Raw genomic sequence first — 13,418 nt, 5'->3', positions numbered from 1 at the left:
CCTAATCTATCTTTCTAATATGGATTCAATCATTGGTTCAATCCCATTTTCAATCAAGTTATCTATCTTACGCTGAGCAGAAAAGCGCCCAACTGCATAAGCTACATAGTGTAAAATCTGAGCAGCCACTTCTTTAACATTGAATGAAAATTGTTCCTTTAGAACTCTATAAGAAAGAGTAGCAAAAGAGTCTGCATCTTCAAATCGTTTCAAATATTGCTCATAGTTAGAATGAATCGTCTGAATGATATAAATCGCATGTGTATCATCTAACTTCATAAAGATCATTAAGCTTTCAATAAAAACATTACCTTTTTTTATACATGCTTGACATAACTCTCTTGCTGGCATTTCATAGATATAGTTTTCTATGTCGTCATCAAAAACACCGTTGCTAATTTTTTCCCATATTGTCTTCTTAAAAGCATCGTCGCTTCTAATTCTCAACCATGCATTTAATGCACTCAACATTTCAGTAGCATCTTGATACCTATAATCAGGTTCTAAATTCGTAGCTTTTTCACTAACAGAACGAAGTGAATGAGAAGAAATATTAGGATACTTAGTCATAACAAAATTAATAATACGTCCCAGCGAATACACATCGCTTCGTTTATCGGCATCTTTTAAAAGCATTAATTGCTCTGGTGCGCAATAAAAGAGTTGACCAAAGGAAGTTGTGTCCATTGTTTGATGAGATGTCAGAGTGTTTAGGTTTTTTCCTAAACCAAAATCAGCAATCTTAATTATCCCATTCACGAAAAAAACATTGGTCGGACTTAAGTCTCTATGTAGAACATCTCTTTGGTGGACAAGAGACATAGTATAAAGTATTTGACGCAATATATTGAGTTTAGAATCCTCTGTCAGCTCACTTGCTTCAATATAATTTCCCAATGTATCATCGGCTTTTTCCATTGTGTATGAACAATTACTACTATCGAAATCAAATACTCGAATAATACTCTCAATATCCGAACAAGACTTAGTTATTTCATACTCTCTTTTTAACCTACTTCTCAACGATTGTCGTCTCACAGATTCCTCATTTAGTTTTTTTACCACTAATCCTGTAGATTTTTGGAAATAAATATCGGCAAAGCCACCCTTTCCAATCTCAACTAAATCTAAATCAATTTCTACTAAATAAAATTCATTTCCTTTTCTTGAGAGTTTTAAAGAATAAACAGAACAAATTTTATCTAATTCATTTATTATTTTCTGCTGATGCTCTATAGCATCCACTTCACTTATCTGACGCTCTGTTAAAAGATATTGTTTGCTGAGTATGAGGTTGAAAAATGAATTGATAATGCCTCTAGATGAAAAGTCCAACAGCTTGTCATTCACATATATCCATCTTGTAGGAAAGCCCTGACCATAACTATCTTGAGTATGGAAATGGGTATTGAAAAAAGAAACTAGCTGAGGCCCTGATTTATAAGTAAACAGCTCTGTCTCATCTCCACAGAATATCTTTGCTAGTCTTTTGTAAAAATCTGGATTGATCAATAACTCGTCCTCCTTATAGATGATAATTCTTTAATTTAATAAATGTAGGCAGTAACATACAATCTACTTTCTCAATTAAACAGAGGGTGTCGTCAAGAATAGAAAAAATATAAAATCTATCTTGAAATATAGTTACAAAATAGGTATCAAATCCCTTCGCTTTTAAACTTCTGTATTCAAATAGTGAGTGGAAATCATAATTTAACGCGCTTACAATAATATCATCCGAATTATCTGTCTCGAGTATATCAATCAGCTCAAACGAATATGGAAAAAATAATAAAAGGTTTTTCTGTTTTTCAAGCATTTTCAACACTTTTATGATATCTCTTTCAATACCATACTTTCTAATATTTAAAAAGTTTTCCCCTAATCGAGTGAGCTCTGATATATCTCTTGTTCGGAATGCAACATGAATCTGAGTAGCTTTTACTTCACCGAATTTCTTTTTACTTTCATGAATACCAATTATACCATCGCCATAATTGCTAATGCCCGGAGAAAACAAATGACTAGCTTGTAATCTAGTGCTAGATGATAATAATTTAAAGTCTATTTCATAATTTTTCGATATTGCATCACATTGACCATTATTTTCATTTAACGGTTTAGAGAAAGGAGATTGCCCTTTATCTTTAAAATGAGATGACTTATTAAGTAGCTCTAGTAAATAGTTCTCATAATTACAATCGGGCTCTCCATCAACAAAATTTTTAATAATAGTAGCTGGTGGTAACAATTTGAATTTTATACGTGGGTCAATATTAGGGTTTAAATTTTCTTCCATAAAAATTCCTCCAGTTTATTATAACATTAACATCTTAAGATTTTTACACTTAATACACTTACAACAAATAATTTCTTTGTTCACTAGCTTATGCTACCACCTACCCTTTAGTAACAACTATGGATACCTTATGTATTAGAGTATTTTGTACTATTATGGTATAATAAAATACAAACATCTTTACCTTTCATTTATATAATTAAAAAGGAATAATTATGCCTGAAACAAATAAATATCAGTACTGTATAAGCAACAATGAAATACTTGAACTTCACGTACTAGAAGAGGAATTCTATAGAAACAAACAAGCAACAAGAGACAGATACAGAGGTCAACTACTATGTCCTGGGTGTAAACAAGTACGATTATCTATAAAAGAGAATAGTAATGGAATTTACCTTGCTGCTTACCCCAACTCTGTTCATACAGAAAATTGTGAGTACTTACTTAAACCTGCTGCTAGAAGAGAATTAAGAGTATTCTATGATCAAATCGCTCCTGACAGAGCTGAACAAATGTTAGAACGTATTTTAGATGATAGAATAATTGTGGTAAATCTACCTCAAAATCAAAATCCTAATGATGATGTTGATGTTGATGAAGGTGATGATGAAAATTACGAATTGACAAATGAAAACGGTATTAGAAAATACTTGCCTCGAAGATCATTACAGTTAAGAAAAATGGAAGAATCTGACCATCTTGTAATGTATTATGGAGAATGCAGATTGTTTCTAGTGCAAGATAAGTGGAACAACTTCTACCTAAGAATTTTTCGAAATGATGAAACTAGGTATTATCTATGTAGTTTAAAAATTCCAAAAGTTGTTTTCAATCATTTATCGGATGAATTAAACTTTATTCCTTGCGAGCAAGATTTCGATGTAAATAATTCTAAGGAAAAATCTGTTCCTGCTAGAATAGCTTTTATCTCTGAAATCGAAAAAAAATTATCGTATTTTAATGGGAAAATAATTCATTCTAAGCTATTAAAAGTAGTCTAACTATAAATTAAGTTTAATCTCCTGATTTTTATATTACAATGCCAATCGTATCCAAATAACTTTTCATTAGCTTTTTATCATTATCAGAAAAATTCTTTTCAACCATAAAAATAGGTATAACCGTTCTTAACTGAGAGATAAAGTTTTGGTATTCTAATTCAAATTTTTCATAGAAATTTCCCTTTTGAAAATAAACATCCCAATCTAAGTTTAGATCACCAAGCATAAAAGAATTAAATCTCTTTTCTACATCTTTAACTAATTTATCTGAGATATTCTTATAATATTTTTCTAACATTTGATGATTTTCACTATCGTACAATTCATATTCTTCTTCTAGGCGATTTATTATTTTCTGGTATGACTTTTCAATTGAAGTTATTTCTCTCATTAAACAAGAATATTCAGAATTAATTTCTCTGTTTAGTCCTTCTACTTCCATTGTTTCATTAAAATTTAAGAGTAAACTCTTAATGTTACAATAATAGTTTATATCCTTTACAAGAGGTAAGAGCGTATCTCTATACAGAACGTTAATGTACTGATAACAGTATTTAAGGTATAATTCAAATAAATCAATTTGATTATCGATATATTGGTTCTCAAAATATAAATTAAATTTAGAACAGTAAGTTTCATCATTTTCAAATAGTATATTCTGTAAAGTATAACAAAAGAATTTTGAAGATAAGTATAGAATTGTGTTTAATATGCTGCTAATTAATTTATCTGAAAGATTGTAGTATTTGTTGAAAGTAGCTTTGTAATGAATTCCACAGAAGATTACTAATATTGAATACAAGTTGTTCATCAAGTTTATTTTTGCAAAAAAACTATCAATCAATCTCGATAAAATAATAATTATTATTTGATTATTAATGAATCCCACTTGATCTATCAATAATTCCTTATTATCTTTTAAAGTTAGTAAAGAATTGTATATTTCATTACGTGTTGGAAAATCATAATAGTGTACTTTTTTAAATGTACGATTACTATTTTCTAAATCTTCCCTCAAGAATTTTATAAACTCACTGACAAAAGGTGCATTATATACTTTTTGAAGGTTTCCCTCTTTGAATTTTGTTTTCGTATTTTCAGATTTAATTTCAGTTGTAAAGTAAGGAATGTCAAAATAAAAAAATCTATCCTCGATTGTTAAAAAACAGTCCTGTTCATTAATGATGATGTTGTCGTTATATTGCAGGAAGTCTATCGGTATATTTGTTAGAGGGTATTTTAGACCACCAATAGATGCAGTGCAGTATTTCGAACTTGTTTTTTTAAATTTTATATGATATTTCCTTTCAATTTGCTCTTCAATATTTAGAAGAGCTTTTATTTTATCCTCTATTGATTTAAAAATGATAAATTCTTCATTTTTAGAGGAAATGTTTGAAATATCTAATGTCAAACCCAATTTTTCAATATCTTTTAGATAATAAAGATTTAGTTTTCTTTCAAACTCATTAGAAGTTTTCCCTTTAGAATTACTAGAATATTTTTGAGGAATTTCTTCGTGGATTGTACACAAAACTTTCCCTATAATTTCAGTATCTTTACCGAATAAAGAACAATAAACATACTTTAAAATCTCTAATTTATCATTTAGGGAGAAAAGATATTGATTCAAAATATCTTCTCTTTTTTCAAAAATTCTTAATTTTTTGCGAATAGTTTCCTTATCATAATGTATTGTTGAGTCACCACTATTCCATAAATTGGTAATACTATCTACTGTAAATTTTTCGTGATATAGCTTTTGTAGTTTGTTAATTAATAAATTGAAAGTATCTTCATCCCATTGATTAAATTCATGCCCCAAGAGTTTATATGTCCCACGATCTAAAGTATTCATTAAGAAGACATGTCTCAATAGGTTATATGCAATGGATAATTGTCTATCATTATATACATAGTCGATAAAAAACGATTCTGAATAAATTTTGCCAGTCATAAAAATCCCTCAATCCCAGGTTCATAAAAATTATTACTTTTGTTTTAATTATATATGAAAGTAATAAAAGATGCATAAGATAAAGTCAAGTGTAATTTACTGCTTTCAAACATAAATAATAAGTCCTATATGATGCGCATCGAATGGACGGATAGAAACTAAAAGTATCGACATATCTGTTAGTTGTCTATACCTTATAGGGTTTCGCCGTTGATTTAGTGTGCTTTTTTAACATCTAGCGGTTGGGATTTATTTAGTTTCTTTCCGTCTTCGGACGCAAAGGAAGTAAAATGACATCATATAGAAAAGTGATAACAAAATTGTATTGCAAATTGTTAGGTGAAGAATTCAAGATAAGGTTCAAGGAGAAACAAATATTACAAAACCAAATTGGATATGAATCATACGAAAAAGAAGTTGATCTATTATCTGAAACAACGGTTGGGCAAATTCTGAAAGGAAAAAGAAATATTAGTTTCAACGCTTCGCTAGCTTTTCAAACTAGTTTAGATTATAAACATCCCAGAGATTTATTCTTTCCGAATAAGAAATTTGAATTATTGCTGATTAAAAATATAATAACTACGATTTTAACTGATCCTGTATTTGAAGACACGCTTCTAAATCAGCTATTAGTAAAAAAAATTTCTAATATCTCACAAAAAGAAGTATCTCAATTCATTGAAAAAAACAAAGAAATTTTTCTATGTTCTTTGTCAAACTTTATTTCAGATTTCCCCGCGGAAGAAACTTCTCATCAAATAGCTGAGAAATTGACTGATTGGCTATCTGAATTAGCTTGTTTAATATCACAAATTTAAAAGTAAACTGTCAAGAAAACTGACAGTCTACTTCCTGAATTTACGTTAAACTAAAAATGTTCTTGGCCAAGGCAAATAATTAAATACGAGGTGAAACTTATGAAAACAAGAAATCGTAAAAGTGGTTATTCAACTAATACAGCAAGTGAGTATATAGATAGCAAACAAGGTATTTATTGCTTGAGTACAGAATTAGAGACACAAATTAAATTTGAAGACGGTCAACCAACGGGTGAAATCATTGCTTATAAAGCCTGGTTTTCTCAGAAGGGGCTTCCACCTTTTCGTGTCAAATTTGAGAACGAAATAGAACTTCCCTCCTATATGACCTTGGTACAGTTCGATAATTTACAAGCTTGCGAGGTCGGCTTCAATGTCTACTTTAAAGCAGAAAATGTTAAGGGGATTAAATAATGACTAAAAAAGAACTAGAGCAGTATTTGCTCCAAAGCTTAAACATGGGACTAGGAAGTATTATGCAAGAAGAAAGTAGCTTTAATAATAGTTTTGACTGCAAGATTATGGAAGAAGGTTTTCTCTTTCTTCCTCGTTTGCCAGCTAGCTATATCATTGATGATGATCTCTATCAAAAAATTTTTTTGATTGCAAATGCCTCTCTGTACCCTCGTTTTACTCTTCTCAAACAAAATACAGCTTATTTTATGGCACTAGAAACAGATGATATCCATGTTCAACGTGGACTCTTCTTTCCTTGGAGAGTAGGTATCTCTGAACGATTAGTTATTTCTGATTTGGAAGAATTCTCAGATAATCAAAAAGGGTATCAGATTCCTATAATGAAAAATCTTACTCTTGACTATAACAAAGTAACTTCGATAGCTATCGCAGGGAATAGCGGTTCAGGTAAGTCTTACGCTCTGACCTATTTTCTTAGCCTGCTAAAAAATATTTCAGAGCTAATAATTGTAGATCCAAAATTTGATACACCCAGTCGATGGGCTCGCGAACATGGCATTCCGGTTCTACATCCTCAAAAAAATCGATCCAAGTCAGACTTTGTTTCAGAAATCAACGAGAATTTAAGTACTTGCTTGAATCTTATACAACAGAGACAAGAGATTCTCTATGATAAGCCAGATCATAAATTTGAACATTTGACGATTGTCATTGATGAAGTGTTGGCGTTGTCCGAGGGAGTCAATAAAACTATTAAAGATTCATTTTTCTCTCTCTTAACACAAGTTTCTCTTTTGGGCCGAGCCACATCTATCCACTTGTTGCTTGTTAGTCAGCGCTTCGACCATAATACTATACCTATATCTGTTAGGGAACAATTGAATGTCTTGATACAAATAGGCAATATCAACAAGAAGACAACACAGTTTCTATTCCCTGACTTAGACTCTGAGGGAATCGTCATCCCAATTGGAAAAGGGACGGGCTTAATTCAAATTATAGATAATGAACATCCTTATCAAGTTTTGCCTCTACTATGTCCCACGTATTATACAAAGAAAGGTATCCTGTAACTTATGAAAAAAACTTTTTTTCAAAGAACTTATAACCTCAATGCTAGTCTTATAGTTTTTGCATTGCTTAGCTTCCTCTTAAATATTGGAATCAATTTACTTATTCAAATGTTAGAAAATATTAAGCTCCCCGGAATGCACGAGTTTTTTTCAATGATACTAGATAACCTGACTTCTCTTGAATATTACATTCAACTATTGTCATTTTGCCTTATTTTCGTTCCTGTCCTTTTGGTTTTCATTGAGTTTGCCCAAAGATTATCAAAAGACTCATTGTGGAATTATTTCAAGTCTATCTACCAAACTTTTCAAATGAGACAATTTCTGAAGCAAGATGTGCATTCAGAACCAATGAGTACAATTGAGAGTCAGACCATTACTCGAATCAATCCTATTTTAAAAACTTTCAATAACTCTGTCTTAAGGTGTACAGTAGATGTAAGAAAAGAAACCGTCACTGTCTTACTCCGTGTTCCTCGTACTCAACAGGCTCAAAAACTTCTAAAAGAAATGGAAGATGATATCAAGGAAGAAATTTCAAGTAGAAATCCAAACTATTATTTTTCTTCACCATATCGAAAAGGTAATAAAATTTGGTTTACAGGAACTAAGAGATAATAAGTTGGCAGTACTCGGCTCACGTAGTGAGGGCCAGAGTTGCTGCCTTTCTCAAAAAAATGTTTAGATGACATATTGGGAATACTACGACTCCCAATATGTCCAATAATACATAATCACACAAATTGCGAGAATCTTAAAATATGAATTTATGAATTGAGGAGAGGTATTTATGGCTAAAGATAAACGTTCCAATAAATGGGCATTCCTGATTTATCAAGAAAGTGCACCAGAAAATTATTTAGATATTCTTGAGGAGATGCATATCCCATTTGTCTTGAGCCCTTGGCATGATAAAGACGTTAACAAAGAAACTGGAGAATTTAAGAAATCACACAAACATGGAGTTCTATTTTTCGAATCACTAAAAAGCTATACTCAGGTATCAGAGTTACTAACTGAAAAGCTTAATACACCTTCGCATGTAGAGATAGTCATGTCTCCAAAAGGTATGTACGATTATTTTATACACGCTGAGAATCCTGATAAAACACTCTACAATATTGATGAAATTGAGTCTGGTTGTGGTTTTGACTTGAATAAATTTCTGATAAGTAGCAATAATGAACAATTTCTTTCAACGGTAATTGATATTATCGACGAACACAATTTTACTGAGTTCAACAATCTTGTTAGATATGCACGAGTTGAGAATCCGTCACTGTTGAATCTTATCATTAATAAGACGTACTTTTTTGCAAAGTATCTGGATTCGCGTCGATACTCAGGCAAAAGAAAGGAGAGTGAAAAATGATGAATAATGAACTCATTAAACTGAATCAAATTGAACAAATTTTAAATTGTTTGCTTGCTTTGATGCAGAAACAAGAAAATACTCAAAAAAATGTAAGTATACTTACTCGGAAAGAGCTGCTATCGATACTGAAAATTTCACCAAACACCTTGAAGTCTTGGGAGGATACAGGGCTTAAACGTCTTGAACCACCGATTGAGGGGACTAGAACAGTGTTTTATAGAATGGATGATGTACTGACCTATTTAACTCCTTGATTCTAAAAAATGTGCTAAAATAGTAATATCACATAGAATAATGTGAGGTTGTTATTTTAGCCTTTTATATATCCGAACGTGAAAGGCTACTATGCAGAAAGAAACTATCATTCACAACAATCGAAAAGTCATTAAAACTATCAAGAATAATGGAACTATTAGCTATACGCAACGTGGTGTGTATATTGGTGTAGATGTTAAGACTGGAAAAAAAGTTACATCATCTATAACTGCTAAAACTCTAAAAAGTCTGGATAGGAAAATCATTCAAGCTCGGATTGATTTTGAAGCGAAGGGATCAACTCTAAAAGAGACCTTGTCGATTAATAACTTCGAGGAATTAGCAGAAGCGTGGTTTGTAAGTTTTGTAACTTGGGTGACTTCTCAGAATACGATCAACCGAGTTCGAAGCTATCTTGATACCTATCTTATCCCTAAGTTTGGAGAATATAAGCCTGAAGAGATAAAATCTGCTGATATTCAGATTTGGGTTAACGAGCTAGCTCTACAATCTAAAAAGTCTGTTGAATCGGGTGTTAAAAAATCCAAAAAGGGACACGCCAAAGATTTCGGTGCAGTTATCTATAAGCTTAGTGATATTTTTGATTATGGGATTACAAATTTCGAACTTTCTCAGAATCCAGCTAGGACAGTAAAAATCCCTCCAAAACCGAAGGTGGTAAAGGAGAGAATCATGGTATTGCATGGAGATGACTTGGCTATTTGGCTGAACTATCTTGATACTCTTCCTGATACTCGAGCAAATCGAAGATTTAAGGTTATATGCGATACACTATTAGCTTCTGCACTTCGAATCAACGAGCTTCTAGCTTTGACGATCAATGATTTAGATTTTGATGCTAATGAAATTATCGTCAATAAAACGCTAATGTGGAAAGCTGGAAATAAGAAACTTGGGATTAAGGGCGAAATTGTTTGTAAGAACAGTGCCAAAACGGATGCTGGTAACAGAAGAGTTGCAGTCCCGAGACAAGTCTTAGATGACTTGAAAGCTTTTCATGCTGAGATGAGTGATTATTTTGTGAGTCACGATTTACCAACTGTAGACTTAATTTTCCCCACAATTTACGGGAACTATATGTGTGACAGAAATGAACGTGCAACGCTTAAAAAGCGTTTGACCGAGTTAAGACTACCAAACTATGGTTTTCACCTTTTCCGCCATACACATGCTTCTTTAATGCTGAATGCTGGTGCAAACTGGAAAGAGCTCCAGATAAGAATGGGCCATAAGTCGATTAAAACGACAATGGATACTTATGCTGAATTGGCACCGAAAAAGAAGGCAGAAGCAGTTGAAATCTATCTCAAAGAAATTGTAAAATTGACAGCATAGTAAAATGACTACATTTATGACTACATTTTCTAAAGAACAATCTAAAAACGTTGATATGACGGCGTTTAAAGAGTGCTAAAATACCATTAACAACCTTTACAGAAGTTAAGTAAGCATTCAATACGAATCAATACATAAGAAACGCTGATTTCAAGCGTTAGTTAGTTAGATAGAAGAAAAAGTCCTTTTGAGAGCATTTTCTTCTATCTTTTTCTTTGTAATCAAAAATATAAAATTCTTTAAAGTCTTCGGGTTATAAAGAGATAGTTTCTAGCTCTTTTGAGTTGTCTTCGTTGACATTTTATCTCAATAGTGTACAATCGATGTAATATATAAAATTACAACAAAAAGGAGGCACCCTATGACTTATGCTTACCAAAGCCACATTTACCTAGCAGAGGTGGTTTTAAATGTCAAGGATTTGATGCGTCAAACGGCTTTTTATCACCAGATTATTGGCTTGGAGATTTTATCTCAAACAGAGACAGAAGCGATTTTGGGACTTGGTAAAAAGGCCTTGGTCCACTTGATTCAGGCAGAAAAGTCTGGCGAAGTAAGGGAGCATTATGGGCTCTACCATCTGGCGATTTTGTTGCCGACACGAAAAGCCTTGGCAGATGTCTTGAAACACCTAAGTGACTTGCGCATTCCTCTGGTCGAAGGTGCGGATCATGGATACAGTGAAGCCCTTTATCTGGAGGATTTGGAAGAAAATGGCATTGAACTCTACCGTGATAAGCCAGTTTCTTCATGGGATATTCGAGAAGACGGTCGTATTATTGGTGTGACCGAGGCTCTTGCGGCACAGGACATCTATGAGTTGGGGGAAAAGGCAGAGCCCTTTTTCCTAGCCGAAGGGACGAGAATGGGACATATCCATCTATCGGTTAAGGATAGCCACGCGGCAAGTCAGTTTTATCAAAAGGTGTTGGGGCTGGAAGATAAATTTAGCATTCCGAGTGCGAGTTGGATAGCGGCAGGTCAGTACCATCACCACCTGGCTGTCAACGAATGGGCTGGAAAAGGTCTAGCTCCGCGTAAATCGGGCTTGCCTGGCTTGGCCTACTACGTCCTTGAGGTCGAAAGCAAGGAAGAACTTTTGAACATCGTTAAGCAAGCACAAGAGCTAGAAGCACCGATCAAGTGGCTAAATTCAAGTGAGCTGAATCTTCTAGATCCAGACGGGATTGTGACCCGCATTCGCTTGGAACGATGAGATGTGAAAAACACATCATAGACATATAAAAAGGCGAACAGGCTCGTATTCTGTTTTTAGAATACGAACTTGTTCGCTTTTGTATGAAATGACGAAGCCTTTCTTGACTCTAGCTACGGTATCGATCAGGGATATTTTCCCTTTTCTGGGGGTTCATGCTATAATACTAATAAACTTTTCTTTCTCTAGGAAGGCAAAGACCGAAAAATCGGCTAGACTGCTCGCAATCGTCGTCACGATGCTTTAAAGAGAAAGTAGAACTCTGTTTGAGTATCCGTATTGAGTTTAGGAGACAGGAAATAGATGGATACAAGTGTAAAAAAATTAATCAGTATGGGCCCTCTGGAGGATTCTTTTATCTATTATGATCTGAAGAATCAAGTATTCTATGGAGTAAAACAAGACATGAATTATTCAGCCATTGCAGCTCCTATTGCAATCTATTCCTTACAACGGCTGTCGAAGTGGCTCAACCAAACCTTTGGAGATGTCTCGTCACCTTTCAATCTGATCTTCTTTATCTTGATGTCTCTGTTTTTGATTTTCGGGACAATTCTCCTTGCCAAATCTACCCGACGTAAAATGAAGACAGATAGATTTAGAAAAGTCCGACTGACAAAAGCCAATATCAAAACACTTAGGAGAAAATCTAGATGGACAGTCCTAGTTGAGGTTTTTTGTTTTCTCATGATTCTGTTTTCAATCTATCGCTATTTTATCTACTCTGATTTTCAGTTCTTGATTATGTATATGTTAGGGATTTTTTCCCTTGTTTATATGATCTATGAATTTCAGATGAAAACACGCAAACGACTGTTCAAGGAGCTGATGGAGACATTACAGGACGATAGCCGAGGGAAAGAGGGAGAAATGTAAGATGAGAAAAATCATTTATATAGGCCAAGGAAGCCAGCAATCCGTCTACTATAATACAAGGACGAGAGAGGCTTTAATGACAGAATATAGCAACTTGCCAGACACGGAAGGTGCTATCAGTTCAAAAAAATCCAAGTGGCCTTGGATTCTCTTCTTTGCTTTCTTGCTAGTTGCTATTATCAGTATTTAGATACGATCCTTGATAGCGCCTTTTAAATTGAGTGAGTGGATGATTCCGATCCATCTAGCCGCTATCCTTTTCGTTTTTATCGGAAGTGTTTATGGATTTGGAAAACTGTTCTACAGTAGGGCTAAGTCGCTTGTCCCAGCAGGTGAAGAGCAGTTTAAAGAAGCGGTTGAAAGTAGTACTTTTTGGAGGAAGTCACCAGATAAGGAACCAACAGCCGATAAAATCATCTTGTATCTATTTGTTATCCTCGTTCTTCTATTCGCTTTAGTTATTGTTGTGCTTTTTGCCATACCTGGGACCTTCATTCCCTATTATGAACATGAGTGGTTTGAGTCGTCCATGTTCATGGTACCAATCGGGGCAACGATCATCCCAATTAGTGTCGTACTGCTCTTATTCCAAAACAATCCAATCCGCTGGCTGTTAGCCGTACGAAAATACAAGCAGGGAAAAGTATTGTTTAGGGAAGAGAAATAAGTGGAGGATAAGATGAAAGAAAGATATTATGAGTTTTTGAATATGGTAGTTGTGGATACTAGACCTATAAAGCGTTTTGATATTATATAAATCACTGATGAG

Annotated in this window: 13 protein-coding genes and 1 pseudogene; 11 read left to right on the top strand and 3 right to left on the bottom strand. The window is 33.5% G+C overall.

Annotated features, from left to right (window positions below; translation table 11 throughout):
* Window positions 1–6: 6 nt before the first annotated feature.
* Complete coding sequence (locus B7709_RS05815; protein WP_084972061.1) at window positions 7–1,512, bottom strand: serine/threonine-protein kinase; 1,506 nt, start codon at window positions 1,510–1,512, stop codon at window positions 7–9.
* A gap of 13 nt (window positions 1,513–1,525) precedes the next feature.
* Window positions 1,526–2,299, bottom strand: coding sequence for a hypothetical protein (locus B7709_RS05810; RefSeq protein ID WP_084972060.1), 774 nt, complete (start codon window positions 2,297–2,299; stop codon window positions 1,526–1,528).
* 215 nt (window positions 2,300–2,514) lie between these two features.
* Between B7709_RS05810 and B7709_RS05805 the strand changes: the two genes are divergently transcribed.
* The gene (locus B7709_RS05805; RefSeq protein ID WP_084972059.1) at window positions 2,515–3,303 is read left to right on the top strand and encodes a hypothetical protein; all 789 of its coding nucleotides are present in this window, start codon (window positions 2,515–2,517) and stop codon (window positions 3,301–3,303) included.
* A gap of 28 nt (window positions 3,304–3,331) precedes the next feature.
* Here the strand turns inward: B7709_RS05805 and B7709_RS05800 are convergent, their stop codons facing one another.
* Window positions 3,332–5,260 (bottom strand): hypothetical protein, encoded by a 1,929-nt coding sequence (locus tag B7709_RS05800; protein WP_084972058.1) that lies wholly within the window; start codon window positions 5,258–5,260, stop codon window positions 3,332–3,334.
* Between the two features lie 290 nt (window positions 5,261–5,550).
* On the opposite strand from B7709_RS05800, the gene B7709_RS05795 reads away from it, so the two are divergent.
* The 10 genes and pseudogenes from B7709_RS05795 to B7709_RS05750 all read left to right on the top strand — a co-directional run bounded on the left by B7709_RS05795 (window position 5,551) and on the right by B7709_RS05750 (window position 13,316).
* Window positions 5,551–6,081, top strand: coding sequence for a hypothetical protein (locus tag B7709_RS05795; protein WP_084972057.1), 531 nt, complete (start codon window positions 5,551–5,553; stop codon window positions 6,079–6,081).
* 99 nt (window positions 6,082–6,180) lie between these two features.
* Window positions 6,181–6,495 (top strand): hypothetical protein, encoded by a 315-nt coding sequence (locus B7709_RS05790; protein ID WP_003071541.1) that lies wholly within the window; start codon window positions 6,181–6,183, stop codon window positions 6,493–6,495.
* Window positions 6,495–7,571 carry an ATP-binding protein gene (locus B7709_RS05785; RefSeq protein ID WP_084972056.1) on the top strand — a complete coding sequence of 359 codons (1,077 nt, stop codon included), beginning with the start codon at window positions 6,495–6,497 and terminating at the stop codon, window positions 7,569–7,571. The genes B7709_RS05790 and B7709_RS05785 overlap by 1 nt, the downstream gene beginning before the upstream one ends.
* 3 nt (window positions 7,572–7,574) lie before the next feature.
* On the top strand, window positions 7,575–8,189 hold the full coding sequence (locus B7709_RS05780) for a hypothetical protein (RefSeq protein ID WP_084972055.1): 615 nt from the start codon (window positions 7,575–7,577) through the stop codon (window positions 8,187–8,189).
* 172 nt (window positions 8,190–8,361) lie between these two features.
* Window positions 8,362–8,943 (top strand): replication protein, encoded by a 582-nt coding sequence (locus tag B7709_RS05775; RefSeq protein WP_084972054.1) that lies wholly within the window; start codon window positions 8,362–8,364, stop codon window positions 8,941–8,943.
* Window positions 8,940–9,200 carry a helix-turn-helix transcriptional regulator gene (locus B7709_RS05770; RefSeq protein WP_084972053.1) on the top strand — a complete coding sequence of 87 codons (261 nt, stop codon included), beginning with the start codon at window positions 8,940–8,942 and terminating at the stop codon, window positions 9,198–9,200. The genes B7709_RS05775 and B7709_RS05770 overlap by 4 nt, the downstream gene beginning before the upstream one ends.
* A 91-nt stretch (window positions 9,201–9,291) precedes the next feature.
* A complete protein-coding gene (locus B7709_RS05765) occupies window positions 9,292–10,557 on the top strand; it encodes a tyrosine-type recombinase/integrase (protein WP_084972052.1) in 1,266 nt (421 codons plus the stop codon).
* A gap of 361 nt (window positions 10,558–10,918) precedes the next feature.
* A complete protein-coding gene (locus B7709_RS05760; protein ID WP_084972051.1) occupies window positions 10,919–11,773 on the top strand; it encodes a VOC family protein in 855 nt (284 codons plus the stop codon).
* Between the two features lie 303 nt (window positions 11,774–12,076).
* Window positions 12,077–12,649: a hypothetical protein gene (locus B7709_RS05755; RefSeq protein ID WP_084972050.1), complete on the top strand. Its 573-nt coding sequence runs from the start codon at window positions 12,077–12,079 to the stop codon at window positions 12,647–12,649.
* A gap of 1 nt (window position 12,650) precedes the next feature.
* A pseudogene (locus tag B7709_RS05750) lies at window positions 12,651–13,316 on the top strand (hypothetical protein).
* Window positions 13,317–13,418 lie beyond the last annotated feature (102 nt).

The organism is Streptococcus oralis subsp. dentisani (assembly GCF_002096335.1).
Classification (GTDB): Bacteria; Bacillota; Bacilli; order Lactobacillales; family Streptococcaceae; genus Streptococcus; species Streptococcus oralis_Z.
The sequence above is the reverse complement of the archived record's forward strand: the minus strand, read 5'-3'. Positions and strand labels throughout refer to the sequence as shown.

Coding starts and splice junctions, on each gene's coding strand:
- B7709_RS05810 (WP_084972060.1), bottom strand. CDS start 2,299: ATGGAAGAAAATTTAAACCCTAATATTGACCCACGTATAAAATTCAAA.
- B7709_RS05805 (WP_084972059.1), top strand. CDS start 2,515: ATGCCTGAAACAAATAAATATCAGTACTGTATAAGCAACAATGAAATA.
- B7709_RS05800 (WP_084972058.1), bottom strand. CDS start 5,260: ATGACTGGCAAAATTTATTCAGAATCGTTTTTTATCGACTATGTATAT.
- B7709_RS05795 (WP_084972057.1), top strand. CDS start 5,551: ATGACATCATATAGAAAAGTGATAACAAAATTGTATTGCAAATTGTTA.
- B7709_RS05790 (WP_003071541.1), top strand. CDS start 6,181: ATGAAAACAAGAAATCGTAAAAGTGGTTATTCAACTAATACAGCAAGT.
- B7709_RS05785 (WP_084972056.1), top strand. CDS start 6,495: ATGACTAAAAAAGAACTAGAGCAGTATTTGCTCCAAAGCTTAAACATG.
- B7709_RS05780 (WP_084972055.1), top strand. CDS start 7,575: ATGAAAAAAACTTTTTTTCAAAGAACTTATAACCTCAATGCTAGTCTT.
- B7709_RS05775 (WP_084972054.1), top strand. CDS start 8,362: ATGGCTAAAGATAAACGTTCCAATAAATGGGCATTCCTGATTTATCAA.
- B7709_RS05770 (WP_084972053.1), top strand. CDS start 8,940: ATGATGAATAATGAACTCATTAAACTGAATCAAATTGAACAAATTTTA.
- B7709_RS05765 (WP_084972052.1), top strand. CDS start 9,292: ATGCAGAAAGAAACTATCATTCACAACAATCGAAAAGTCATTAAAACT.
- B7709_RS05760 (WP_084972051.1), top strand. CDS start 10,919: ATGACTTATGCTTACCAAAGCCACATTTACCTAGCAGAGGTGGTTTTA.
- B7709_RS05755 (WP_084972050.1), top strand. CDS start 12,077: ATGGATACAAGTGTAAAAAAATTAATCAGTATGGGCCCTCTGGAGGAT.